This window comes from Vibrio sp. V30_P3S12P165 (genome assembly GCF_009904905.1).
GTDB classification, from domain to species: Bacteria; Pseudomonadota; Gammaproteobacteria; order Enterobacterales; family Vibrionaceae; genus Vibrio; species Vibrio fujianensis.
Genome location: NZ_WXWH01000077.1, coordinates 50,322 through 76,471 on the forward strand (window position 1 = coordinate 50,322; position 26,150 = coordinate 76,471).

The 26,150-nt window shown below is 43.9% G+C and carries 27 protein-coding genes; 14 read left to right on the forward strand and 13 right to left on the reverse strand.

The window, feature by feature from the left end; translation table 11 throughout:
• Positions 1-33 precede the first annotated feature (33 nt).
• From CAG57_RS15120 to CAG57_RS15130, 3 genes are all read left to right on the forward strand, one after another.
• Positions 34-1,893: a DUF294 nucleotidyltransferase-like domain-containing protein gene (locus CAG57_RS15120; RefSeq protein WP_099611535.1), complete on the forward strand. Its 1,860-nt coding sequence runs from the start codon at positions 34-36 to the stop codon at positions 1,891-1,893.
• Positions 1,894-1,897: 4 nt separating this feature from the next.
• Entirely contained in the window at positions 1,898-2,614 is a 717-nt protein-coding gene (locus CAG57_RS15125; RefSeq protein WP_161426976.1) for an exonuclease domain-containing protein, read from the forward strand.
• Between the two features lie 71 nt (positions 2,615-2,685).
• Positions 2,686-3,684: a substrate-binding domain-containing protein gene (locus CAG57_RS15130; RefSeq protein WP_161426977.1), complete on the forward strand. Its 999-nt coding sequence runs from the start codon at positions 2,686-2,688 to the stop codon at positions 3,682-3,684.
• 153 nt (positions 3,685-3,837) lie between these two features.
• On the opposite strand, the gene galM is transcribed toward CAG57_RS15130, so the two are convergent.
• The 5 genes from galM to CAG57_RS15155 form a co-directional block, all read right to left on the reverse strand.
• Positions 3,838-4,902 (reverse strand): galactose-1-epimerase, encoded by a 1,065-nt coding sequence (galM, locus tag CAG57_RS15135; RefSeq protein WP_161426978.1) that lies wholly within the window; start codon positions 4,900-4,902, stop codon positions 3,838-3,840.
• Between the two features lie 9 nt (positions 4,903-4,911).
• Positions 4,912-6,072, reverse strand: coding sequence for a galactokinase (gene galK / locus CAG57_RS15140; protein ID WP_161430966.1), 1,161 nt, complete (start codon positions 6,070-6,072; stop codon positions 4,912-4,914).
• 292 nt (positions 6,073-6,364) lie between these two features.
• Positions 6,365-7,432: a UDP-glucose--hexose-1-phosphate uridylyltransferase gene (locus CAG57_RS15145; protein ID WP_161427059.1), complete on the reverse strand. Its 1,068-nt coding sequence runs from the start codon at positions 7,430-7,432 to the stop codon at positions 6,365-6,367.
• Between the two features lie 210 nt (positions 7,433-7,642).
• On the reverse strand, positions 7,643-8,662 hold the full coding sequence (gene galE, locus CAG57_RS15150) for a UDP-glucose 4-epimerase GalE (protein ID WP_161427058.1): 1,020 nt from the start codon (positions 8,660-8,662) through the stop codon (positions 7,643-7,645).
• A gap of 367 nt (positions 8,663-9,029) precedes the next feature.
• Entirely contained in the window at positions 9,030-9,317 is a 288-nt protein-coding gene (locus CAG57_RS15155; RefSeq protein WP_099611540.1) for a winged helix-turn-helix domain-containing protein, read from the reverse strand.
• A 327-nt stretch (positions 9,318-9,644) separates the two neighbouring features.
• On the opposite strand from CAG57_RS15155, the gene CAG57_RS15160 reads away from it, so the two are divergent.
• From CAG57_RS15160 to CAG57_RS15175, 4 genes are read left to right on the forward strand one after another with little or no spacing between them, the layout of a single operon-like run.
• Positions 9,645-9,992: an ArsC family reductase gene (locus CAG57_RS15160; protein ID WP_161427057.1), complete on the forward strand. Its 348-nt coding sequence runs from the start codon at positions 9,645-9,647 to the stop codon at positions 9,990-9,992.
• 17 nt (positions 9,993-10,009) lie between these two features.
• Complete coding sequence (dapE, locus tag CAG57_RS15165) at positions 10,010-11,146, forward strand: succinyl-diaminopimelate desuccinylase (RefSeq protein WP_161427056.1); 1,137 nt, start codon at positions 10,010-10,012, stop codon at positions 11,144-11,146.
• Positions 11,146-11,826 carry a M15 family metallopeptidase gene (locus tag CAG57_RS15170; protein ID WP_161427060.1) on the forward strand — a complete coding sequence of 227 codons (681 nt, stop codon included), beginning with the start codon at positions 11,146-11,148 and terminating at the stop codon, positions 11,824-11,826. The genes dapE and CAG57_RS15170 overlap by 1 nt, the downstream gene beginning before the upstream one ends.
• Before the next feature lies 1 nt (position 11,827).
• Entirely contained in the window at positions 11,828-12,076 is a 249-nt protein-coding gene (locus CAG57_RS15175; RefSeq protein WP_161427055.1) for a DUF2897 family protein, read from the forward strand.
• A 44-nt stretch (positions 12,077-12,120) separates the two neighbouring features.
• On the opposite strand, the gene bamC is transcribed toward CAG57_RS15175, so the two are convergent.
• Entirely contained in the window at positions 12,121-13,143 is a 1,023-nt protein-coding gene (bamC, locus tag CAG57_RS15180; protein ID WP_161430905.1) for an outer membrane protein assembly factor BamC, read from the reverse strand.
• 52 nt (positions 13,144-13,195) lie between these two features.
• A complete protein-coding gene (dapA, locus tag CAG57_RS15185; RefSeq protein WP_099611546.1) occupies positions 13,196-14,074 on the reverse strand; it encodes a 4-hydroxy-tetrahydrodipicolinate synthase in 879 nt (292 codons plus the stop codon).
• A gap of 282 nt (positions 14,075-14,356) precedes the next feature.
• On the opposite strand from dapA, the gene CAG57_RS15190 reads away from it, so the two are divergent.
• A complete protein-coding gene (locus CAG57_RS15190) occupies positions 14,357-14,899 on the forward strand; it encodes a glycine cleavage system protein R (protein ID WP_099611547.1) in 543 nt (180 codons plus the stop codon).
• A 16-nt stretch (positions 14,900-14,915) separates the two neighbouring features.
• Positions 14,916-15,386: a thioredoxin-dependent thiol peroxidase gene (bcp, locus tag CAG57_RS15195; RefSeq protein ID WP_161430907.1), complete on the forward strand. Its 471-nt coding sequence runs from the start codon at positions 14,916-14,918 to the stop codon at positions 15,384-15,386.
• 128 nt (positions 15,387-15,514) lie between these two features.
• On the opposite strand, the gene CAG57_RS15200 is transcribed toward bcp, so the two are convergent.
• From CAG57_RS15200 to CAG57_RS15210, 3 genes are all read right to left on the reverse strand, one after another.
• A complete protein-coding gene (locus CAG57_RS15200) occupies positions 15,515-17,386 on the reverse strand; it encodes a methyl-accepting chemotaxis protein (protein ID WP_161430909.1) in 1,872 nt (623 codons plus the stop codon).
• A gap of 117 nt (positions 17,387-17,503) precedes the next feature.
• Complete coding sequence (locus CAG57_RS15205; protein ID WP_161439550.1) at positions 17,504-18,574, reverse strand: AI-2E family transporter; 1,071 nt, start codon at positions 18,572-18,574, stop codon at positions 17,504-17,506.
• A complete protein-coding gene (locus CAG57_RS15210) occupies positions 18,567-18,806 on the reverse strand; it encodes a sulfurtransferase TusA family protein (protein ID WP_099611551.1) in 240 nt (79 codons plus the stop codon). The genes CAG57_RS15205 and CAG57_RS15210 overlap by 8 nt, the downstream gene beginning before the upstream one ends.
• A 267-nt stretch (positions 18,807-19,073) precedes the next feature.
• Between CAG57_RS15210 and CAG57_RS15215 the strand changes: the two genes are divergently transcribed.
• Genes CAG57_RS15215 through CAG57_RS15230 form a run of 4 tightly spaced genes read left to right on the forward strand, consistent with a single transcriptional unit; the run spans position 19,074 to position 21,937 of the window.
• Positions 19,074-20,546 (forward strand): beta-barrel assembly-enhancing protease, encoded by a 1,473-nt coding sequence (locus tag CAG57_RS15215; RefSeq protein WP_161427860.1) that lies wholly within the window; start codon positions 19,074-19,076, stop codon positions 20,544-20,546.
• Positions 20,547-20,595: 49 nt separating this feature from the next.
• Positions 20,596-20,946 carry an arsenate reductase (glutaredoxin) gene (gene arsC, locus CAG57_RS15220; RefSeq protein ID WP_099611553.1) on the forward strand — a complete coding sequence of 117 codons (351 nt, stop codon included), beginning with the start codon at positions 20,596-20,598 and terminating at the stop codon, positions 20,944-20,946.
• Positions 20,943-21,512, forward strand: a complete 570-nt coding sequence (gene wrbA / locus CAG57_RS15225; RefSeq protein ID WP_099611554.1) for an NAD(P)H:quinone oxidoreductase — start codon at positions 20,943-20,945, stop codon at positions 21,510-21,512. The genes arsC and wrbA overlap by 4 nt, the downstream gene beginning before the upstream one ends.
• Positions 21,509-21,937 carry a DUF2069 domain-containing protein gene (locus tag CAG57_RS15230; RefSeq protein WP_161427186.1) on the forward strand — a complete coding sequence of 143 codons (429 nt, stop codon included), beginning with the start codon at positions 21,509-21,511 and terminating at the stop codon, positions 21,935-21,937. The genes wrbA and CAG57_RS15230 overlap by 4 nt, the downstream gene beginning before the upstream one ends.
• Before the next feature lie 150 nt (positions 21,938-22,087).
• Here the strand turns inward: CAG57_RS15230 and CAG57_RS15235 are convergent, their stop codons facing one another.
• Complete coding sequence (locus CAG57_RS15235; protein ID WP_161427187.1) at positions 22,088-23,227, reverse strand: DUF2066 domain-containing protein; 1,140 nt, start codon at positions 23,225-23,227, stop codon at positions 22,088-22,090.
• 212 nt (positions 23,228-23,439) lie between these two features.
• Between CAG57_RS15235 and CAG57_RS15240 the strand changes: the two genes are divergently transcribed.
• Positions 23,440-24,687, forward strand: coding sequence for a uracil-xanthine permease family protein (locus tag CAG57_RS15240; protein ID WP_099611557.1), 1,248 nt, complete (start codon positions 23,440-23,442; stop codon positions 24,685-24,687).
• 42 nt (positions 24,688-24,729) lie between these two features.
• Here the strand turns inward: CAG57_RS15240 and ybaK are convergent, their stop codons facing one another.
• A complete protein-coding gene (gene ybaK / locus CAG57_RS15245) occupies positions 24,730-25,209 on the reverse strand; it encodes a Cys-tRNA(Pro) deacylase (RefSeq protein ID WP_099611558.1) in 480 nt (159 codons plus the stop codon).
• A 73-nt stretch (positions 25,210-25,282) separates the two neighbouring features.
• A complete protein-coding gene (kdsA, locus tag CAG57_RS15250) occupies positions 25,283-26,134 on the reverse strand; it encodes a 3-deoxy-8-phosphooctulonate synthase (protein ID WP_161427188.1) in 852 nt (283 codons plus the stop codon).
• Positions 26,135-26,150 lie beyond the last annotated feature (16 nt).

Sequence of the window (26,150 nt, forward strand, 5' to 3'; positions counted from 1 at the left end):
TAAGGGGCTTTATCCCATCAAAGTGAGTGAAATATGCACCAAGAATTACTCCCTAATATCGTGTCATTCTTACAGTCCATTACACCTTTTGAACAACTCAAACCTGATATTCTTAATCAAATAGCAAAATCCGTCGACATACTCTACCTTGGTCAAGATGAATACCTCGAAGCAACACCAAATTCAGAACAGCACTTTATCTACCTCATTCGAGCTGGTGTAATTGAACAACGGTACTTAGATCATACCCTGCGTTCAAGGTTAGGAGAGTACGATATATTTGGCTTTAGTTGGCAAACGGACGCCCAAGCGCTTTATCATGTGATCGCGATTGAAAATACACTGCTTTATCGCATCAATTATGACACTTTGTTTACTCTTGTCTCTGCCTATCCTGACGTTGTAGCTCAATTCTCGCCCAATATCCCCACTCGACTTTCTCATACACCAAAGACAACGTTATCCACTCAAGCTAAAGATATTTTCTTACTCCGCGTCTGTGATGTACTTAATCGAAATATCCTTATCGTCGCCCCTGAAACAACAATCCAACAAGTCGCATATCGTATGCACAATGAACTACGCAGCCCATGTGCTGCCATCGTTGATAACAAAAAATTGATCGGCTTGGTCACAGATAAAGACATGACGAAACGAGTCGTCGCACAAGGGTGGGATATTCAGCGCCCTATATCCAGCATCATGACGACCGACTTACATACCGTTCATGATGGCGATCTGGTTCTCAAAGCTACTGAATTAATGATGCAATACCACATTCAAAACATTCCAGTGATTGATGCCAGCCAACAAATTATGGGCATCATCACACCGCAGCAATTAATCCAAAAACACAGTATTCAAGCGATTTTCCTAACTGAAAAAATCACTCACGTTGACTCCGTTCAGTCACTGATTGCTCTGTCCCATGAACGCGATGCTATCTTTGAAGCGCTGGTTGAAAATCAGGCTTCAGCAAGTATTGTGGGGCAAATGATGGCAATGATATATGATGCTTTTACTTGTCAACTATTAAAATTAGCCGAAACACATTTAGGCTCAGCCCCCTGTGCCTATGCTTGGATTGTAGCGGGTTCACATGCTCGCAATGAAATTCATCTCAGCTCAGACCAAGATAATGCGCTTATTTTAGACGATTGTGTGACAGATAAAGACCGAATTTATTTTAGCCATCTCGCCATGTATATGTGCAAAGGTTTAGCCGAATGTGGATACTCACTTTGTACAGGGCGTTTTATGGCCGTCACTCGTCAGTGGTGCCAGCCACTAAAAGTCTGGCAGGAATACTATCGAAAGTGGGCCAGAACACCAGAATATGATCAATTGCTCAAGCTTAATGTGTTTATTGAAATTCGATATATAGCAGGTGATAAATCACTATTTGATCAACTCGACACGTATCGACATGCACGAATTACCCACAATAGTAAATTGATGGCCGCCTTAGTCTGTAATGCGCTAAAAACACGCCCACCATTAGGGATTTTCAACAATCTGGTGTTAAAAAAAGATGGCAACAGCGGTGAGAAAACTCTTGATATCAAACATTCGGCGATCAATTGCTTAGTGGATATGGCAAGGATTTATGCCCTCAATGAGGGAGGTCATATGTTAGATACTGAAACGAGATTAGCGTTTGCCCATCAAAAGTCACAGCTCAGTGATAGTACCTATCAAGACTGCTTAGGTATTTATCAGTATTTAACCCATTTACGTCACCAACATCAGGTAAAAGCGTTACAAAACGGGCAAGAAATCAATAACAAACTTCTCCCTAGCCAGTTTGGAAGTTTCGAAAGGCAACATCTTAAAGATGCTTTTCGTATTATTTCAGGCCTTCAAGAGGCGATGCGTATGAAATTCGGTCAATAAAACCATGCTATTTTCATCCTCACCATTAAAATGTCTGGCCAAGCAACGCCTGCAAACCATTAAACAATGCGTCAATTTTCCCCCAGCAATAGATCAATTGCTGACGTCACCGCTTCCTTTACCTGATGATGATGTACGTCAACAAACCTTAATCGCCTTGGATTTTGAAACGACAGGATTAAATCCTAAACAAGATCAAATCATCAGCATCGGCTGGGTGCCGATTACACAAAATGTGATTCAATTATCCGGCGCTCAACATTTTTTAGTGAAACCGTTATCACAAAAAAATCATCAACAAGCGGTTATTCACCATATACTGCCGGAAATGCAACAACAAGGGATACCACTTAAGCAAGGAATTGATATATTATTCCAACAATTAGCCGGAAAAGTGTTATTAGCTCATGGTAGTGTTATCGAACGTCAGTTTCTCGCTCATTATATCCAACAGCAAGGTTGGCCTAGTCTGCCCTTAATTTGGTTAGACACACTAAAAATCGAACAAACATACCATCGATACTCTTGGTGCTCCCATGCGCGAGTAAAGCAAGATTGGCGTTTAAGTCATCTTCGTAAATGCTACCACTTGCCTGATTATCAGGCACACCATGCACTCTCCGATGCAATCGCCACTGCTGAGCTTTATCTTGCCCAGTTGAAACGGCTATTTGCTAAAGAATACATTCCTTTAGAGACGCTAATGAGAGCCTCTCTTTAGACTAACTTGGTCGACTCACCAACCAGTCAGGTGAGTGTGCTCATCACGATTAAAATAAAGGCTCATGACCCATGGCTACAATTAAAGATGTCGCAAAAGCGGCTGGCGTATCCGTTGCTACGGTTTCACGCGTGGTTAATAAATCCCCGAAAGCAAGTCAATCGTCAATCCAGGCCGTTACGCAAGCGATGAAAGCGCTCGGTTATCGACCTAATGCCGCCGCACGTGCTCTAGTGAGTCAAAGCACCAATACCATGGGGGTTTTAGTCTCTGATGTTTCTGATCCTTTTTTTGGTACTTTAATCAAAGCCGTTGATACCATTGCCCGAGAAAATGGCAAGCACCTGTTGATCGGTAACGGCTACCATAACTCACATGATGAACGGCAAGCCTTAGAGTTATTGATCAACAATCGTTGTGATGCGCTCGTTATTCACGCTAAAGGCCTATCTGATGACGAGTTGATTCGTTACGCTGAAGAGGTCAAAGGGATGGTATTGATTAATCGCCATATTCCACAACTGGCCGAACGCTGTATTTCACTTGATAACCGCAAAGGGGCATTCCTCGCGACGGAATATTTGATTCGTCACGGGCATTGTAAAATCGCCTGTATCGCCTCTTCCCACAATATCGAAGATACTGACGAACGTCTGCAAGGTTATCAAGCCGCGCTAACAGCCTATGGTATTGAGCTTCCCAAAAGTTATATCGAGTACGGCGATCCCAATAGTGATGGCGGCGAAGTCGCCATGACCAACCTGTTAACCAAATCTTTGGAGATTACTGGAGTGGTGGCCTATAACGATCACATGGCAGCAGGGGCATTAGCGACATTAGAGCAAAATAGCATTGAGGTTCCGAATCAAATCTCTATTGTTGGCTTTGATGATGGCTTAATTGCTCGTTTTGTTCACCCAAGCCTAACGACCATTCGCTACCCAATCGAGATGATGGCGGAACGCGCTGCTCGTTTAGCCTTGGCACTATCACGTGATGAAGTGATTGAAGAAGAAACGGCGATATTTACTCCAACGCTAGTGCGTAGAAACTCGGTTGAACGTCGTTGATTATCGATAATTCACCTATCGAACACTCCAAAACCCGCTCGGATTATTGAGCGGGCTTTTGCTTTGAGCATTTGTCGAGACGATATGGATTCTAGCTCAAGGCTTCGTTCGGTTTTGCAGACTTCACGTCAACGCCTGCCGCAAATTCCCAAGTTAAAATTCAAACTGATAACTAGTTTGATGCTGATAGCCATCCCCTGCACTCAACATTCCACGGTTAAGTCCCCATTGTGATTGGTTTGGCCCGTCTGGAAAGTATTGTGTTTCCAATGCTAGGCCATCGTAGCGTTCATAAGTTTTACTTGCACCCGGCGTACCAGCTAAGAAGTTCCCTGAATAAAACTGGATGGCAGGCTTGGTGGTTTTCACCTTCATCACCACATCTTCTTTTGGTGCAATCAGAACCGCAGCGACAGACTCGCCATCGATCACTTCAGGCATGAACACAAAGGCGTGATCATAGCCACCCGCAGTTTTCTGATCTTGCTCTACAAGAAATTCTTGGCCAATCAATTTGGGCTCGGTGAAGTCGAAACTGGTACCCGAAACTGGCTTTTGTTCACCGGTAGGAATTAACTCCGCATCCGTTGGCAAGTAATGCTCAGCATTGAGCTGTAAAGTATGATCCAAACTTTTTGCACTACTCGCCTCTCCGGCTAAGTTAAAATAAGCGTGATTGGTTAAATTAACAGGGCAAGCCTTATCCGAATGAGCTTCATAGTTGATAACCAGTTGGTTCTCATTCGTTAACATATAAGTCACTTTAACATCCAGATTACCCGGGTAGCCTTGGTCGCCATCTGGAGAGTGAAGCGCAAACACAACTTGTTGTGTTTGCTGTTTCACCACTGTCCAACGTCTTTTATCAAACCCATCCCAACCACCATGTAAGGAGTTTTCACCGTTATTGATACCAAGTTGATACTTCTCTCCGTCTATCTCAAACTGCCCTTTCGCAATTCGGTTAGCAAAGCGGCCAACAATGGAACCGAAGTAAGCGTCTTGCTTCATGTGTTCAACCATATTTGGTGAACGCAACAACACTTCACGGTTTTCACCATTTACCGGTAATGTGCAACTCAACCACGTCGCACCGATATCCATAAACGACGCCGTCATACCATTTGCGTTAGTTAGATGAATCAGATTCGCAGTTTGGCCATCAAACGACGGCATTTGCGCCATCGCTTGTTCTAGTTGTTCAAAATAGATTTTCATCGTCAGTCCTTACAGCACTTCAACTAAACCGGCACCATTTTTGGCTTGGCACACATAAATCGACGCTGTTAAGCCCGTTGCTGCTTGATATTTTGCTTCAACCGTTGCTTTTACTTCATCGACTAGCGCTGGCGGAACGAGGGCAACAATACATCCCCCAAAACCACCGCCTGTCATGCGCACGCCGCCTTGCTCTCCGATCACCGCTTTGACTATCTCCACCAGCGTATCGATCTCTTTTACGGTAATTTCGAAATCATCGCGCATTGAGACGTGAGACTCGGCCATCAGCTCGCCCATACGCTTCATGTTGTGTGCTCGTAGCGCTTGCGCCGCTTGCACCGTACGATCGTTTTCTGTGATGACGTGACGAGCACGTTTTGCCACCATGTCATCCAGCTCAGCCACTTTCTCGTTGAACTGCTCAATCGTCACATCACGCAACGCTTTCACACCGAAAATGCGTGCCGCTTGTTCACATTGCTGACGACGCGTATTGTATTCACTGTCGACCAGACCACGTTTTTTGTTTGAGTTGATGATCACCACCGCCATCTCTTCCGGCATCGATACCGCTTCGGTTTCAAGACTACGGCAATCTAATAGCATCGCATGATTTTCACGCCCTTGCGCTGAAATCATTTGATCCATAATGCCGCAGTTACAACCGACGAATTCGTTCTCGGCTTGCTGACCATTTAAGGCAATTTCCGCTTGGCTGATCTCAAGATTGAACAGCACTTTAAACGTTTGACCGATCACCACTTCCAATGCCGCCGATGAGCTTAAACCTGCGCCTTGAGGCACGTTGCCGCTGACTGAAATATCTGCACCTGTGAATGAGTAACCGCGTGCAAGAAGGCACTTAACCACGCCGCGAATGTAGTTCGCCCACATTTTGTCTGGCTGGAAGATAATGGCTTGCGTGATATCGAATTCATCCACTGCGTTGCCGTAATCGACCGAGACCACCCGCACGATATTGTCTTCACGCTTTGCGGCTGCAACCACGGTTTGGTAGTTAATGGCACATGGCAACACAAAACCATCGTTGTAGTCAGTGTGCTCACCAATCAGGTTCACACGACCAGGCGCTTGGATAATATGGCTTGGCACGTAGCCCAACACTTGCTCAAATGACGCTTTCACATTTTGGATAAGTTCAGACATAAGGATATTCTCTTAAAATAGTAATTTGATGTCGGATAGCGCGTTGAGCCTAACTTTCTATCGGTAAAGTCGCGCTATCCCATTATTCGTAATCAGTCCAATTTAAAGACTTATACCCAAACAACTTGAAGTTGCAGGTAGGCGGCAAATGAGTGACAAATTTGTCTGGAACAAATTTGAACAGCCGTAGGCCTGGCCTTTGGTGAGCGCCACGGATGGCTCTCATCATCCCCATGAGCATAGATATGCTATGTGATTGGGGTGAACGAATGCAGCCAACACCACTGCAGCTTCAAGTAAGAAGGGTATAGCATTCTTTGTAATGGACATCACTCACATCGCGTAGACGCTGCGCCGCTTGCTCGGCGGTGAGATCACGTTGGCTTTCTGCCAGCATTTCGTAGCCCACCATGAACTTACGAACTGTGGCACTGCGCAGGAGTGGCGGATAAAAAAGTGCATGAAGTTGCCAATGGTCAATGTCGGTGCCTTGGTCAAAAAACGGCGCGTAATGCCAGCCCATCGAGTAAGGGAAAGAGCATTGGAATAAATTGTCGTAACGGCTGGTCAGCTTCTTAATCGCGACCGCTAAATCGTCTCGTTGCTCATCGCTAAGTTCGCTCATGCGACGGATATGTGTTTTCGGCAACAACATGGTTTCGAACGGCCATGCCGCCCAGTAAGGCACCACCGCCAGCCAGTGTTCGGTTTCCACCACGATCCGTGAGCCGTCTTTCAGTTCCGCTTGTACGTAATCCACCAGCAAGTTGCTGCCGTGTTCTTGGTAGTACGCTTTTAGATTGTGCTCTTTGCGCTCGATTTCATTGGGTAAGAAGCTGTTCGCCCAGATTTGACCGTGTGGATGCGGCTGAGAACAGCCCATGGTTTTGCCTTTGTTTTCGAACGCCTGAACCCAAACGTACTCTTTGCCTAGCTCTTCAATTTGCTCATTCCATGTATCAATCACGCCACGAATTTTATCCACTGGCAGCTCCGGTAAGGTTTTGCTGTGATCTGGCGAGAAGCAAATCACGCGACTCAAACCACGTACGCCTTGGGTTTTAAATAGCGGATTGTCTGATTCTGGTGCATCTGGCGAGTCCACCATCAGCGCAGCAAAATCGTTATTGAACACATAGGTGCCTTGATAGTCTGGATTGATATCACCAGAGATACGTTCGTTGGTTGGACAAAGAAAGCATTTACCGTCATAACTTGGTAGCTCATCCAAAGCAGGCTTTTCATCTGCGCCGCTCCAAGGGCGTTTTGCGCGATGAGGGGAAACCAAAATCCATTGCCCAGTCAGAGGGTTATAACGGCGGTGTGGATGGTCCACTGGGTTAAATTCAACATTTGACATCTTAACTTACTCAACTCTTAAAAATTCTTTAAACGATCCCCTTTCTACTTGAAGTAACGGCGGTGTTAGCAATATTCGTTTACCTCAATCACATCGTCTATCTACGCTGATGGAGATTCACTCATTTAACACCGATCTAAAACTGCAAGTAGTTTGAGGATCAACTTCCCAAAACCATAAGAAGCTCATATCACAAAGCGGTAACTACAATCACGCAGCGGAATAACCATTGGGATTGTTTGATTGCCAGTTCCAGGTATCGGCCGTCATTTCAGCCACCGTGCGTGTTGCTTTCCAGCCTAGTTCACGCTCGGCTTTTTCCGTGCTCGCCCAACATTCAGCAATATCCCCCGGGCGACGCGGGCATAACTCGTAAGGCACTGGTTTACCGCAAGCGGTCGCGAACGCATCCACCATCTCAAGTACGCTCGAGCCTTTACCCGTACCTAAGTTGTAAATGTGCAAACCCGATGTTTCCCCCACCGATTTCAAAGCCGCAATATGCCCATCGGCCAAATCCATCACGTGGATGTAATCACGCACGCCGGTGCCGTCTGAGGTTGGATAGTCATTGCCAAATACCGCGAGTTTTTCACGGCGACCAACGGCGACTTGGGCGATAAACGGCATCAAGTTATTTGGCATGCCTTGCGGATCTTCCCCCATCGTCCCGGATGGATGTGCACCAACCGGGTTAAAGTAACGCAATAACGTGATACTCCAATCGTTTTCAGCATGGAATAGATCGCCTAAGCACTGCTCCACTATATATTTGCTGCGTCCGTATGGGTTGGTGGTTGCGCCTGTGGGTGAATCTTCGGTGATCGGCACGATTTCTGGGTCACCATAAACCGTTGCCGATGAACTAAAAACAATGCTTTTCACGCCCGCTTTACGCATGCTGCGCGCCAACACCAATGAACCATTGACGTTATTGTCGTAGTACTCAAGTGGTTTCGCCACTGATTCGCCAACCGCTTTTAAGCCCGCAAAGTGGATCACCGCTTGAATATCGTGCTTGGCGAACACGGAGTCCAAAAAGGCTTCGTCACGAACATCGCCTTGGTAGAAGGTAGGTTGCTTCCCCGTGAGCACTTCAATACGGTTTAACACTTCCACGTTAGCGTTAGATAAATTATCAATAATGATGGGTTCAAGGCCCGCCTCAATCATCTGCACACAAGTATGGCTTCCGATGTAGCCCAGCCCTCCGGTAATCAAAACACTCATAAGCCCCCCCTAACTCTTCAAATTGGCTTCAATGACAAGCAGTCTATCAGCAGATAGTGATGTTTTTCTGTGATAAAAGCCTCAAAGTGGAAACGTTTACACTAAAGGTGCAATCTATTATAAAGGCATTTCATTTAATAAAGACAGAAAAAATAAAAAATCGCCAGAAAAATGATAAACGTTTACACAACAATAAGCCGTTCAAAAAGAAGAGAAGAAACAAATTAGAAAAAGGGAAATCACGTCCAGATAAGCAAAAAGCCAGCACTGCTGGCTTTGACTGATCATAGATTCACTTATCATACATCACGTTAACGACGAAATGATTATCGTCTAATTAAGGATGGTTTGATTAACTCGCGCTCACTTAAGCATGAAAGCCAAGGCTCGCGGCAATATCGTGTTTACGTTCGACAACCCACTGGCTATCAAATGGCCCCCAATCGGATAATCGATAATAACCATCATTATGACGACGTCCATCTTGAACAAAATTAAGTTCAATCCCGATCCCGGGCATCGCTTTAATCACATCCTGAATGGTGCGACGCGGCCATCCGGTTTTTTCAATCAACTTGGGGACATTAGGCCGCTCAAGGCTTTCAACCAATAAAGCCAAATATAAACGCCTTGCAAAAACAGGACTCAGTTCCATTGATACCTCCTAAATAGTGCAAGACACATTATTTCTGTTTTACCAGTAATTTTGTTGAGATAGATCAAGAACTTGCTAATCGAACCTTCTATCTAGTACTTTCTGGTACTTTTCTGTCTCTTTGAGCAGCGAGATTGATCATTCTCGATTATCTATCATCATAGATTGACTCATTCAGCGTTATGGCACCTTGTTTGGGTATCGTCTAGATATAATAAACAACAAAATCTACGGCTTTCATTTTGTCACTCTTCTCGCTTCCTGTTAGGATTCTCTACTCAAACAAGGTGCGATAAAAATAATCACCATCAATTTCAAAGGAATAATATGCTCATCACGCTTTACGGTATCCCAAACTGTGACACCATAAAAAAAGCACGCAAGTGGCTAGAAACACAGGCAATCGAATATCAATTTCATGATTACCGAAAAAATGGTATTACTCTCGAATTAATAAGCGAGTTTTTCCAGTCGTTAGGTTGGGAACACGTTATTAATAAACGGGGAACCACTTACCGCCAACTAAGCCAAGAACAAAAAGAGAAGCTAAATGAAGCCAGTGCCTTGGCACTTCTTCTTGAACAGCCAGCGATGATCAAACGGCCTATTTTACGTGTGCAAGATACGCTCTATCTTGGCTTTAATGCTCAGCAATACAGTGAAATTTTCTCTTAAATACAAGGATTTCAAGGATGACAGACAGCCCAGTACTGGCACTTGCAAAAAATTTAATTAGCCGTGAATCCGTCACCCCCAATGATGCAGGGTGCCAACAAGTGATGATCGAAAGGTTAAAAAAATTGGGATTTACCATTGAAGAAATGATCTTTGATGACACCACTAATTTATGGGCTCGGAAAGGGACGGAAGCACCACTTTTTGTGTTTGCTGGACACACCGACGTCGTTCCAGCTGGGCCACTATTTGAGTGGCATACCCCACCATTTGAACCGACCGTCATTGATGGCTATTTGCACGGACGCGGCGCGGCAGACATGAAAGGCTCATTAGCTTGCATGCTGGTCGCGCTGGAGCGTTTTCTAGCACAGAACCCAACGCATAAAGGCTCCATAGGTTTCTTAATTACTTCCGATGAAGAAGGCCCCTTTATTAATGGTACAACCCGAGTTGTTGATACCTTAATGGCTCGTAATGAACTGATTGATATGTGCATTGTTGGTGAACCCTCAAGTACCTTAAAAGTCGGGGATGTTGTGAAAAATGGTCGCCGTGGTTCTATTACTGGCGATTTAAAAATTAAAGGGGTCCAAGGACATGTTGCCTACCCTCACCTAGCCCATAATCCAGTTCACCACGCTCTTCCTGCTTTGGCTGAATTAGCAACAACCACTTGGGATGACGGGAACAGTTATTTCCCTCCCACCAGTTTTCAAATTCCCAATCTTCAGGCAGGTACCGGAGCATCCAACGTGATTCCTGGAGACTTTGATGTTCAATTTAATTTTCGTTTTAGCACCGAGTTAACCGACCAAGAGATCAAACGGCGAGTACACTCCATTCTTGATGCTCATGGGTTAGATTACCAATTAAAATGGACCTTGAGCGGTCATCCTTTTTTAACCGATACCGGTGCCTTATTAGAAGCAGTGATTGATGGTGTGACTGAAGTCAATCACCAAGCACCACAACTATTAACAACAGGCGGTACTTCTGATGGACGCTTTATTGCCAAAATGGGAGCTCAGGTCGTTGAACTTGGCCCGGTCAATGCCACCATTCATAAGGTAAATGAGTGTGTCAGTATTGCTGACTTAGAAAAGCTGACCGACATGTATGAAAAAATTTTAGAGAAGCTACTCGTCCAATGATGTTACCAAAGCAATTAACAGGCAAAGTTGATGATCACCTAACCGCGGTGATCATCGGAGAAAAAGCCTTTTGGGTCCACCCTCAAGTCAGCCACGATTTACTGGCTTTAAAACAGGCAGCCAAACAAGCGGGCTTTGATCTCAATATTGCCAGCGGCTTTCGCTCCTTTGCTCGCCAGAAAAACATTTGGGATCGAAAAATGACCGGGAAATCGGCTGTTTTAGATGATCATAACCGCCCCTTAACGATATCGACTTACTCTGAAAAAGAAAAGATCTTGGCAATTTTGCGTTGGTCAGCTTTACCAGGAGCCAGTCGTCACCACTGGGGGACCGACTTTGATGTTTTTGATAGACGAGCATTACCAGAAAATGGGTTATTACATTTGGAACCGTGGGAATACTTACAAGACCATCAAGCCCCTTTTTATACTTGGTTAAAGGCTCATTTAAACGATTTTGGGTTTTTCTTCCCTTATCAAGGCCAGCATACTGGTGTTGCTTTCGAACCTTGGCACATCAGCCATAGCCATACGGCTGAATATTGTTTAACCTCACTCACACTCGAGGCACTTCACGCAGAGTTGATCAACGAGAGGTTTGAAGGGCAAGAAACGGTACTGCAAAACCTAGAGATGATCTACAATCATTACATCATTAATATCGCAAAGGCGAATTAATATGGACGTTTTACTCAACCCTTGGATAATTTCAATCATCGCGATGAGCGTGATCATCGGCAATTTAGTCGCTTTAAAATACCTCTCAAAAATTCGCTTTCATCGAAAAGAAAAAAGTGATTTAGATAAACTCAATGAGCTGGATAAAAAACTCCATTCCGAGTTACTTGACCAAAACACGACCGAAAAACCTACCACGGCGACAAAGCAAACAATCGCGCCAGAGAAAGCGATAAATTCAAAAAAATAAAGGACGCACAAGCGTCCCCTTTATCTTATTAAGTCAATATTTTATTATTCAGACTGAACTATAGCTGACAAGACTGGAACCATTTCTTGTAACAGTTCTTGTTCAACTGGCTTACCTGCAGAGTTAGTGACATTAATCGATGTACGATTACCTAGATCACCAAATAAGAAAGTATAAGAGCCTGATTTTAAATTCATCGGTTTCACACCTATTTGATTCCAGAATTCATCATTCGGTGAGGCATATTTCGCTTTAACCGTTCCTTGCGACTGGTTACGTTCTTCAATGGTAAACCCCATACCGGGCATCAAATTCGGTAAGCGCTGCCATAAGACATCATAAGGTGTTCGAGCGATGATGACAGGGAAACCACTACGATCCGCTCCCATAGTTATCGGGATCTGTTTCACCAGTTCCTGCGCTCGACGAGCAGCTTCTTCACGTCGATGTTGATCATAACGGCTAGTCACTAAGTTGGTCATAAAGGTATTATAACGCTCTTTATTGACCTCGCTAATAGGGAGCGCTTTACCATTTTCACGCCAATCAATCAGGGATATCTTAAAGCCATACCGATTATTAGCAGCCACTCGCGTTAGTTGGTAACGACTTCCCAACGTAGCATCTTCATCTTGCGAGATCCAATTGATCCAATCGGTTTCTAGCTTGTTATCACTCTGCTGAAGAACCTTTATGCCTCGCTCTTGTAACATGCTTAAGGCTGTTTGCCAGATAGTATCGACCTCATCTTGGCGAATCATCCATAAGATCACTTCACCATTTTTTTGTCGCTCTGCGCGAGCACCAGGGATAAGCTCAAGGATTTGTTGAGGAGGGCGTACATCAACCTCCCGTCCAACAGGCCCTGCAAACTCTCCAGCAGGAATCTCATAATGAGGATAATACTGTGGGGTTGCATCTTCCGGTAAAACCCAAGGGGTAATCGGTTTTGTGTCTAAGTAAGTAAAATCATTTTTTGCTTGGCGTCGTTGCGCCGGACTACTTGAACAGGCACTTAAAACCAAAACAGCCAGTGAACCCATAACCAGCTGGCGGGATAACTTCATTGAAACTCCTACATGGCTGAAACGAAAAGCTCAGCCCTATTGTTATCATTTTTTATAAAACACAAGCTTCGGTCATCGCTTTCGCTACCAGAGGACGAGCTTGCTCTGAAAGCTCAATTAGTGGTAAACGTAAATGACCGTCGGCGATTAAACCTAATTGTTGCGCAGCCCATTTTACTGGAATCGGGCTCGATTCAACAAAGAGTCCTTTGTGCAGAGGCATCAGACGTTGATTAATAATCTCTGCTTCTGCAAATTTTCCAGCCAAAGCCAGTTTCAACATTTTTGCCATATCCGCCGCTGCAATATTGTTAGTGACAGAAATGACCCCTTGCCCACCTAATTTGACAAACTCAAGCCCGGTAGCATCATCACCACTGAGTAAAATAAAGTCATTGCCACATAATTCACGATGGAGTGTAACTCGGCTCAAATCACCCGTAGCATCTTTGAGTGCAACAATGTTTTTTAGTTCCGCAAGGCGAGCGACCGTTTCAGGGCGTAAATCAACAGCGGTACGTCCCGGGACATTATACAAAATGATTGGTGTGTCCGTTTCTTGGCTAATGGCTTTATAGTGTTGAAATAGGCCTTCTTGAGTCGGCTTATTATAATAAGGAGTGACACTCAAAAAGCCTTTTACTCCGGTATTATGTAATAAACGGCTAAAGGTGATCGATTCATGAGTCGCATTGGCTCCAGTTCCCGCGATCACAGGAATTTGACCCGCTGCAAATTCAACGGTTTTTTCTACAACCTTAACATGCTCTTCAACTGAGAGTGTTGCTGACTCTCCGGTGGTCCCTACCGAAACGATCGCGTCAGTACCGGCTGCGATATGATAATCTACTAATTTTTGCAAACTGGAATAGTCAACTTCACCATCTTGATGAAAAGGGGTTATTAACGCAACCATACTTCCTGAAAACATGTCTATCTCCCTAGATTGATAACTTTTGCATGGTACTGCATGGCACTTAAAAAAGACAAGGGGGGAAATCCGCTTAAACGGCGCATATCGGTGAATATTTATCAGATGTTTGATCCGACCAACTCTCTCCTCGCTAAAGCTTAGCGCCAGCAAGCATCCGGCTTTGTCAATCGCCCGTAATTTTATGCTTAGTCGTGAGTCAATAAACCCTAGCTTATTACGATTTCTCTATCATTTCATAACTGTGTTAACATACAAGAAAACATCAAATGAAGCGACATTATGACTCAACATCTTGTGATCACCGCTATCGGCTCAGATCGAGCAGGAATCTGTAATCAAGTAGTCCAGCTTGTTACGCAGGCTGGCTGTAATATTGTCGATAGCCGCATTGCGCTGTTTGGAAATGAATTCACGCTGATTATGTTAGTCTCTGGCAATGCAAATAGTATTACTCGGGTTGAAACCACCCTGCCACTGTTGGGTCAGCAACAGGATTTGATTACCATGATGAAACGAACTTCTCCCCATCAACAGCAATCTAGCACTTATACCGTTGAAGTGTATATCGAATCCGATGACAAACTAGGGCTAACCGAAAAATTCACTTATTTTTTTGCTGAACGCCATATTGGTCTTGCATCCCTCAGTGCTCAAACCCTTCATAAATCGAAACTCGGCACAGAAATGGATCAATTCCATATTGCGATCACCGCTCAAGTTAATAGCGAATGTAATTTAATGCAATTACAAGAAGATTTTCAAATCCTATGCCAGCACTTAGACGTTCAAGGCGCATTAAATTTTATAAAAAACAGCCAATAAAAGGAAAGGAATTAATATGAATACTTTAACAGCAGGCTCTTCCGCTCCCGCCTTTGCACTGCCCGATCAACACGGCAACACGGTTTCGCTTAGCGACTTTAGCGATAAAAAAGTGCTCTTATATTTTTATCCCAAAGCGATGACACCGGGCTGCACAGTACAAGCTCAGGGGTTGCGAGACAGCAAAGCCGAATTAGACCACTATAATGTTGTTGTGTTAGGCGTTAGTATCGATCCTGTGGCTCGACTCAATAAGTTCATCGCGCGTGATAATCTCAACTTCACGTTATTGTCAGATGAAGATCACCAAGTTGCCGAACAATTCGGAGTATGGGGAGAGAAAAAGTTCATGGGGAAAACTTATGATGGCTTGCACCGTATCAGCTTTTTAATCAATGAACAGGGGATCATTGAGCAGGTCTTTGATAAATTTAAAACCAAGGATCATCACCAAGTCGTTTTAGACTATCTTGCCCAAAATTCATAGTCAGGAACACCTTTATTCCTCTTATGATAGATACATTTTATTGCTGCTAAGAAAAAGCCATCCGATCAATTAGGATGGCTTTTTTCGATAACGTTTTAACTTACCGATTCGCAGTATAAGACCACAAACTAGACGGTAAACTTACTTAAAATTGCATTTTGTTCACGAACATTTTCAGCTTGGACTTGCATTGCAATATTGGCTTCCTCGGCAGATTCTGCAACTTGAAGAGAAAGATCTTTAATTTTGACGGTGTTATTATTGATCTCTTCGGCAACAAGGCTTTGTTGTTCCGCAGCAGAGGCAATTTGCAAGTTCATATCGCTGATTTGCTGAATCGAATGCCGAATCCGTTGCAGTGCTGTATCAGCCAGTTGGGCTTTAGCAACCACATCTTCAGCTGTGGTTTTACTTTCATTCATCGCCACAGAAACCGAATTAGAACCAACTTGTAATTGCTCGATCATCGTACGAATTTCAGTTGTTGATTGCTGCGTGCGTTGAGCAAGGGTTCTGACTTCATCAGCAACCACGGCAAAACCTCGACCAGACTCTCCAGCTCTTGCGGCTTCAATCGCCGCATTTAATGCTAACAAGTTGGTTTGATCAGCAATATCATTAATCACTTTCAAAATCGTTTCAATGTTGGCCGTTGCCGACTCTAAGCCACGCACTTCTTCGACCGCCATATCAATATGCGCCGATAAGCGATCAATAGATTCCGTCGTATCACTCACCACCGATGAACCTTCTTGCGTGGCTTCATCTGCCTCTTTAGTCGCCGATGCTGCACTTTGAGCATTATTAGCAACTTCGGTTGCAGTCACTGACATTTCATGCATTGCCGTCGCTAATTGCTCTAGCTCTTGCAATTGAGAGCGCATTGCCGAAGAAGACCCCTCAGCACTCCCTATCGTTTGCTCTGCTCCGCGCATAATTTCTTCGCCAATCGCTTTTGATTGTTGAATCTGCTGTTGCAAGATTTCGGTAAAAGTGTTGAACCCATGTGCAAGTTCAGCAAACTCTTTATCGGTATTGGTATTTAACCGTTTGGTTAAATCACCTTCTCCGGATGCCACATCCTGAATCGCGTTATTCAACACCCCAAGTGGGCGCATCAGCACTTTAATCAGAATGCTTAAGCCAATTACACTTAATATCACCCCAATTAAAGTATAAATAATAGAATTACTACGCAGCTTCGCCAACGTCGAAAAAGCCACCGATTCATCGATAATTGCGCCGACATACCATTTTTCATTAGCGACCTTACTAAAATAAGCAAGGTGAGGCTGCCCTTCTAATTCAATCGGTTGCATCCCGTCACGCAAGGTAATTTGAGGAAGGTAGCTCGAAAGCGGCTGTCCATTATTATTGATATCTGGATGAGCAATAGTGGTTCCGCTTTCAGTCACAATAAATAGATATCCGGCATCAAATAGGTTGGAACTGTTAACGAGAGCAGCAAGCTTAGTCAACTCTACATCATAATACATCGAGCCGATAAATTGCCCCTGAGAGCGAATCGGCGTACCGATAGAGATAATCATATTTTTTGTTGCAGCATCAACATAAGGGGCGGTCACTACCAGTGATTGCTGATTTTTCGCTTCAATATACCATGGGCGTCGACGAGGATCATAACTGCTGTCAGGGCTCCAGTTGTCATCATTTTCAATCATGGAACCATCGGCTTCGTAACCTAAACCGATCGATAAAAAGCTGCCTTTCAAGGTCGGTTTTTCTAAAACATCCTGCACGTATTGCCGATTCACAGGATCGAGTTCCAGACTTTCACTCATCGCTTGAGCTAAGTTTTTTTTACTGCTCATTTCTGATGCAACGGTATTTTTAACCCCCAATACCTGCTCTTTTAAACTATTTTGCACTAGCGTTTGAACTTCAGCACGTACCGTCGCCAATTGTTGCAAAGATAATAACACAACAATAACCAACAAGAGCGCCGATGAAGCGGCTATAATTTTGTGACTAAATTTCATATTTCCCTCGACTCCCATTCCATTTTTATTGTTATGATTTCTATATCGCCAAGCCAAATGAAAACTTAAGAGATCACCTTAATTACTTTAGTTGATGATTACGCTCTATTCCTCATATTATTCGCTTAACAGGGTATTTTCATCATTACTGGGAAGTGCATGCCATACTGCTTTCACTAACGTTGCTAATGGAATCGCAAAAAACACCCCCCAAAACCCCCACAAGCCGCCAAAAACCAACACAGCAATAATAATAAACATGGGGTGTAAATTGACCGCTTCAGAGAAGAGAATTGGAACCAATACATTACCATCGAGTACTTGGATGATGGTATAAGCAATCAATAAAGTGTAAAACTGTGGTGTCATTCCCCACTGAAATAAACCAACAATTGCAATCGGAACAGTGACAAGAGCTGCGCCGATATAGGGAATCAACACAGAAAAGCCAACAGCTACGGCAAGTAAAGCGGCATAGCGTAGCTCTAAAATAGCGAACGTGACATAACTGACACCGCCAACGATAAGAATTTCTAACACTTTACCACGGATATAATTTGAAATTTGTTGGTTCATTTCCAACCAAACTTTGGTCGCCAGTTTGCGGTTTCTTGGTAAAATCCCACTGGCAACATTCAGCATTTCTTGTTTATCTTTAAGTAGGAAAAACACCAACATAGGTACCAAAATAAGGTACACCGCTAAGGTCGCGATACTGACAAGTGAAGCCAGCGACCCCTTAACAATCGATTCTCCCATGCTCAGAGCTTGATTCTTCGCATTATTAATTAAAGATTCAACAATCTGTAAATTGGCCAATTCAGGATAACGCTCAGGTAAACTAGCAATAAACGCTTGAAGGCCATTATACATATTGGGTATATCATTAATTAAGTTGACCACTTGTTGCCAAATTGTGGGAACCAATCCAAATAGGGCTAAAAACATTAAACCAATAAAGAGTAACACCACCAATACAACTGAAGCTGAACGAGGCATACCCAATCGACACAATTGCACAACAGGCCATTCCAATAGATAAGCCAGAACAATAGCCACCAATAAAGGGGCGATTAAATGACCGAAAAAATAAATAATGATAAAGCCAAAAAAAAGAATCGCGACCAAACTGACGGCATGCGGGTCGGAGAAGCGTCTTTGATACCAACGGTTCAGCATTTCAAACATCGAGAAAGGTCTCCTTTGAAACATATAATAAGAAATAATCAGCCTCAGATTGGCATTGATAGATAAAGCCCTGTTGCTGGAGATAGGATTGAATATCGCGAACTGAGCTAGCATCGCGGATCAGAATGGTGAGACTTGGCTTACCATAATCAAGCGTCAGGGTATGACGCTTTGCAAGTAATAACGTCATTGGGCATCGATGTTGGCGTAAATCAAGAATCTTGGGTTCCATTCTTCAGTTCAACCCTTAATATAGGCGTATCCGAGTCATCTCAGTATCTCGAACGAAACATCTTACGTAACTCCATGTATTGAGGTCACTTGGCTATGCTACATTGTATCGGCTTTTACTCTAGGTGCCATCGTTTTCTCTGAGTCACTATTAGCTTATATTGACTTATCATGGCCAGTTTATTTTTACTTTGATAGTGCCGATACGAAACCTATCGAAACGAGTAATGTCTTAGTGAAAGATGAATTCGGAGTTTTCCCCATAGTTATGATAATAAAATGGTCACGTTCACTAATCAGCCTTTGCTTAGCGACAACACTAAGTTTCCCATCGGCTTCTTATGCAGAGGTAACTAAAGTCAATAGTATTGAATTACCTGATATTGGCACCGTTGCCGGTTCAACCTTAACCATTGACCAAGAGCGGATTTATGGTGATGCATATATGCGAATGCTCAGAAACAGTAAACCCATTATCAACGATCCTGTCATTCATGAGTATATCGATACGCTTGGTCATCGGTTAGTCGCCAATGCCGACGATGTTAAAACTCCATTCACTTTTTTTATGATCCGCGATCGCAATATTAACGCCTTTGCTTTTTTTGGCGGCTATGTTGCCCTGCATTCCGGCTTATTTCTTCATGCTCAGTCAGAAAGTGAGCTGGCATCTGTCATGGCTCATGAAATAGCCCATGTCACACAGCGTCATTTAGCTCGCAGCATGGAAGAGCAAGCCCGCCGTTCACCTGCGACCATGGCAGCCTTAGCCGGATCATTGTTACTGGCCATTGCCGCTCCAGAAGCTGGAATTGCAGCCATTACCGCGACAACCGCAGGCAGTATGCAAAGCCAAATCAACTATACCCGAAGTAATGAGAAAGAAGCGGATCGTTTTGGTATTGCCACCTTAGCGAAAGCTGGATTTGATGTTCAAGCCATGCCACGTTTTTTTGGTCGACTCGCTGATGAATATCGTTATGCGAGTACACCACCACCAATGCTTCTCACTCACCCACTACCAGAAGATCGCATTACTGATAGCCGAGCGAGGGTTCAGCAATATGCCAATATACCTGTCGCTCCTTCACTCAATTATCATCTTGCTCGTGCACGAGTTGTTGCTCGCTACGCAGGAATTAGCAGTGATGCGGCTTTAGATTGGTTTACCCGTACCCAAAAAAAATCGCCAGAAAGCATCAAAGACGCATTTGATTATGGCAGAGCATTGGTTTATCTCGACACGAAACAGTACAAAAAGGCCGAACCTTTACTGCAAGCCTTATTAATCACCAGCCCCGATAATAATTTTTATCTTGATGCGATGACCGATTTGCTTATCGAAACGACGCGGACAAAGGAAGCACAACAACAGCTTGCTCAAGCTCTGCAACAAAAACCGAATAATCGGGTCTTAATCATTAATTATGCCAATGCGCTTATTAAAGAAGAAAGGTACGCCGACACCACCCGATTATTACAACGTTACACCCATGATAACCCCAATGACAGCAATGGTTGGAACTTACTTGCCGAAGCAAGTCACCATCAAGGAAATGAACCAGAAGAGTTGGCTGCTCGCGCCGAGCTTCTTGCTCTAGCTGCCAATTGGAATAAAGCGATTCAATATTATACTCAAGCCAGTCAATTAGCTTCATTAGGAAGCTTAGAACAGGCCCGTTATGACGCTAGAATCGATCAACTCATGGTACAAAGAGAACGATTTTTATCACTGAAATAATCTCAATGTTAGCTATTATGACTTATCATAATCATCTAAAGGAAATATTATGTCTGTTGTCATTTACCATAACCCAAGATGTTCGAAGAGTAGAGAAACGCTGGTCTTGCTTGAAGCTCAACAAATCAAACCAACGATTATTAAATACTTAGACACTCCACCCAATGTCGCCGAGCTAAAACAGCTGTATGCTCAACTCAACTTACCCAATGTTCGTTGCATGATGCGAACCAAAGAAGCACTCTACCAAACGCTCAACCTGGCAGATCAAAGCCTCTCTGATGATGCACTATTTCAGGCGATGGCCGAGCATCCAAAACTGATAGAACGCCCTATCGTTGTCGCCAATGGTCAAGCAAGACACGGGCGTCCTCCTGAGCAAGTTCTTGACATTTTATGAGTACACAGATCATTGTTCTCTATTACAGTCGGCATGGTAGCACCCTTGCTCTGGCTCGGCAGATAGCAAGAGGGATTGAGTCTATCGCCGGCTGTGAGGCCTTATTACGCACAGTCGCTTCACTAGATAACAGCCAATCACCGGCGTGCGATCCCATCATTCAACTCAAAGAACTTCAACAGTGCGACGGATTAGCGCTAGGCAGCCCGGTTTGGTTTGGCAATATGGCCGCTCCTTTAAAACATTTTTGGGATCAAACAACACCTTTATGGATCAATGGAGATTTGATCGATAAACCAGCTTGTCTTTTTACCAGCTCCGCAACCTTACATGGTGGACAAGAAACAACCTTGCACAGTATGATGTTTCCTTTGCTCCATCACGGGATGTTAATCGTTGGCATTCCCTACTCAGAGCCTAAACTTCATACCACTCGATCTGGAGGTACTCCTTACGGAGCCAGTTATGTTTCATCAGCAACATTAACAAACGATGAAAGTGAATTAGCTCGAAAACTAGGACAACGACTTGCACGTATTGCAAGTCAGCTCAAGGAAAGATCATGACCATTCCCTACTCTCCCCACACTCGCTTTGTGCGCTGGCTTGCATTGGGAGGCATACTCTCGCTCATCATTTGGATAACACTTTGGCAGTTAATCTGGTCGCCACATCCACATATTTCGCCAGTTGCTATCACCATTGGCTGGCTGATACCGTTATTATTACCATTACCGGGGGTTATCAAAGGAAAACCTTATACGCATGCTTGGGCAAATTTTGTTCTCATGCTGTACTTTGTACATAGTTTCACTCTTTTGTATGTCGATAATGGTGAACGCTGGCTTGCGGCAATCGAATTACTCTGCACCAGCAGTGCCTTTATCGGAAACACACTTTATGCGCGTCTACGAGGTAAAGAGCTGGGGTTAAAATTAACCAAACTTTCTGAACTTGAACGCGCTGAAAAAGCGCAGTTTAATCGTGACTAGCCATTCAAAGTAACTAACTATTCAAGATAACTAACTATTCAGAGTGACGAACTATTCAGAGTGACTAATCATTCAAGCGAAACAAAAAACCCCAGTGATAAAATACTGGGGTTAAGTTTAGTCATGATCAAAACTGATAGAGTCGATCTTTTACTCTTGCCAAGAAAAATACAGCGTGATCTCGTGGGGTTGTTCTGTTGCTTCTGACTCTACTTTTGCTGTTTCCTCTGACGTCTCTGATGCTGATGCCTCCGTTGTCGATAGGCCAGAGTGAGCTTGTAGAGAAGGAGTTTCAATCAATGGCGCAGATCGTGTGGCTACCTGCCTCATTCTTAGCACTTCTTGTTCAAACTCTGTCTGACTGGCTAATAAATGGACATTAAACGTAACTTCATTTCCTTTAATTTTAACGACATCCAACGACGCAACTGAACTTAGACGATTTAATGCCTCTTCTAAGGTAAAAAAATCACGGGCATGATTAACGGGCTTAAATTCAACCAATAATTTTTGTGAAGACTCACTACTAACCAGTAGCGCACCTTTTTTAGCATAATAATCACTAACCTCATCAATCAAACTGCTGATAGCTTGTTCACCACTTGCTTGACCAATCAATGGGGTTTTCGGTGCCGTTAACATTTGTTCTGCTGGTTGATCATACAGCGTCCAGCGCAGGTTGGTTCCTTGCACTCGTACCACTAAAACCGCATCGGTTGGATAACGTTGGCTAGCGAAGCTGATCGGCTGAGTAAAGCCGCCCCATAAATCAGAAGTTTGAATACCTGTAATATCATCAAAATCGCCAACAGGAATAGTAATGGGCAATCCGCGCAGTTGGGCACTTGTTTTTAATTGTTGCATCAATGAGCTTTCAGAGTGTTCCCAATTAATGTAACGATCATAATTCGATTCTTCAACGACCCAAACCAAGACGTTGGTTCGCGTTTCCGGCCAAAATGGTAATTGAGCCTGGGTTAACAAAGAACGGATATGAGGCGCACTAAACGTCATATTAAGGGTTTTATTCACACCTTGCTGGCCATAACTGATTTGATTTAGGTATTGTGCACTTTGTCGTAATGCTTTTCCGATCACCTCATTATTGACGGATTGCTTATCACCCGAGGTTCGGATAATAACTTCCTGCAAACCTCTCATTCTCGCATTTGCTTCCGCATCGCTTTGTTGCTCATCAAGCACAACCTCAGCTTGATAGAGATTGAGTTTAGATGAAGCAAGCCCGGAGAAACTCATTAATCCGATGATCAACACCAATAAGTAGCGCATAGTATTCCCATATCCTCACGAATGAGCGTTGATGATAAGCAACTATCCTATTTCGAGCAAGACACCCTTCTTATATGCTTGTCAAATTTTCTCCAACTTTTCTGGCTCAGTACGAAATCGTGAAATCATAAAAACTTGATCTACTTTCCATGGCAATCGTTTGCAAAAGTGATAGAATCCGGCGAATTTTGTTCAGCATCAGGGGAAATACGATGAAAAATGCCATTCAAGGCGCACAGATGTTATTTGTTGCATTTGGCGCGCTGGTTTTGGTTCCATTATTGACAGGGCTCGATCCTAACGTGGCCTTGTTTGGTGCCGGTATCGGTACACTTTTATTCCAACTTATCACCCGCCGCTCGGTTCCTATCTTTCTCGCCTCTTCTTTCGCTTTTATTGCCCCTATCATGTACGGTGTTCAAGCATGGGGAATTGCGGCAACCATGGGAGGTTTAATGGCTGCCGGGACAATCTATATCCTACTAGGAGCGATTATCAAAGTTCGAGGCGTCGCGATTGTACACAGACTACTGCCTCCGGTTGTCGTTGGCCCTGTGATTATGGTTATTGGCTTAGGCCTTGCTCCAACCGCCGTCAATATGGCATTAGGAAGAACAGGAGATGGCTCTGCACAATTAGTTGAGGCACAAGCAGCTTTATGGATTTCAGCGATTTCTCTATTAGTTACGGTCGGGATGAGCGTTTTTGCTCGTGGTTTTTTCAAACTTATTCCAATTTGTGCTGGCATCGCCGCAGGTTATAGTACTTCACTTTATTTTGGTGTAGTTAGTTTTGTCCCCGTTCAGCAAGCAGCATGGTTTGCTTTGCCTAATTTCACTTTCCCTGAATTTAATATCAATGCTATCTTATTTATGATCCCCGTCGCCATCGCTCCAGCTGTTGAGCACGTGGGGGATATGCTGGCCATTTCCAATGTAACTGGAAAAGATTATCTGAAAAAGCCGGGGCTACACCGCACGATTGCTGGGGATGGGATCGCGACTATGGCCGCCAGTTTTATCGGAGCGCCACCGAACACAACGTACAGTGAAGTGACTGGCGCAGTGATGCTCACCAAAGCATTTAATCCTGTTATTATGACTTGGGCTGCTGTTACCGCTATTATTTTAGCCCTGGTTGGAAAATTGGGCGCTTTACTACAAACGATTCCCATTCCTGTCATGGGGGGAATTATGATTTTGTTGTTTGGTTCGATTGCGACGGTTGGTCTTAATACCTTAATTAAAAACCAAGTCGATCTACATAAATCACGTAACTTAGTAATTGTTGCCGTTACATTGGTTTTTGGTATCGGAGGAATGGCTTTTGGCATCGGCGATTTCAGCCTACAGGGCGTCAGCTTATGCGGTATTGTCGCTATTATTTTAAACTTAGTTCTGCCGAATGATCTCGGTGAAAACCATGTGGTGGATAACACTCAAATCGAAGAGCATCAATAACCATTAATGCTCTTATGACTGCGATTTGTGCCTTGTATCGCTTTAGGATTCTTGGCACAAGTCGGCAAAACTGCCTCTGGTGAGTAGCGCTAAATCATTAGGGGCTAATTCAATTTCTAATCCTCGTTTACCCGCACTCACACACATCGTTGACAAATTTTTCGCACTGTGATGAATAAAGGTGGGTAATAATTTTTTTTGTCCTAACGGACTGATCCCCCCCACCACATAACCGGTTATTTTTTGTGCTACCTCAGGATTCGCCATTTCTGCTTTTTTTGCCTTGGCTGCTTTTGCCGCTAACTTTAAATTTAATTTTTGTGCGACGGGGATCACCGCGACCGCTAAATGTTTTTCTTCCCCATTAAGACAAAAAAGAAGCGTTTTAAATACTGTGTTAGGATCTTGCCCGAGTGCTTCTGCGGCTTCTAAACCATAACTCGCGTGGCTTGGATCATGCTCATATTGATGGATGGTGTGAGCCACTTTCTTTTTCTTAGCCAAATTAATTGCAGGGGTCATATCCCATCACTCCTTACACCCAAAAATAAAAAAACGAGCAAGGCGACCTCACTCGTTGTGACCGAACGACTAGTTAACGAATATCGATGGGGGCAAAACTTTTAATTAAATCATCTAAGTGTTTCATCTGCGCCAAGAAAGGTTCTAACTTATCAAGTGGTAGCGCAGAGGGGCCATCGCATCGGGCTTGATCTGGATTAGGATGCGCTTCAATAAACAACCCAGCAATACCCGTTGCAAGCCCGGCTTTAGCCAATTCGACGGTTTGCTCACGACGCCCTCCCGATGCGGCCCCTGATGGATCCCGCATTTGTAGTGAATGAGTCACATCAAAAATAATCGGGCTACCTTTTGAGGCCGTTTTCATAACCCCGAAACCCAGCATATCAACCACTAAGTTATCGTATCCATGGCAAGAACCACGTTCACAAAGAATAATCTTATCATTGCCACATTCAGCAAACTTCTCAACGATATTGCCAACTTGACCTGGGCTCATAAACTGAGGTTTTTTCACATTGATCACTGCGCCAGTTTTCGCCATGGCTTCGACTAAATCAGTTTGACGAGCAAGAAACGCAGGCAATTGAATAACATCCACCACATCAGCAACCGGCTGAGCTTGAGCTTCTGTGTGAACATCGGTGATCACTTTCACCCCAAAAGTCTCTTTCAATTCCTGAAAGATACGCATCCCTTCTTCTAAACCAGGGCCACGATAAGAATGCACTGAACTACGATTCGCTTTGTCAAATGAAGCTTTAAAGACATAAGGAATACCCAACTTGTCTGTCACTTTCACATAGTGTTCACAGATCTGCATAGCAAGATCGCGGGATTCTAATACATTCATCCCGGCAAAGAGTGTAAACGGTTTATCGTTAGCGACTTGAATATCATCGATGTGAACAATTTTTTGTTCCATATTTATTTCTCTTTGT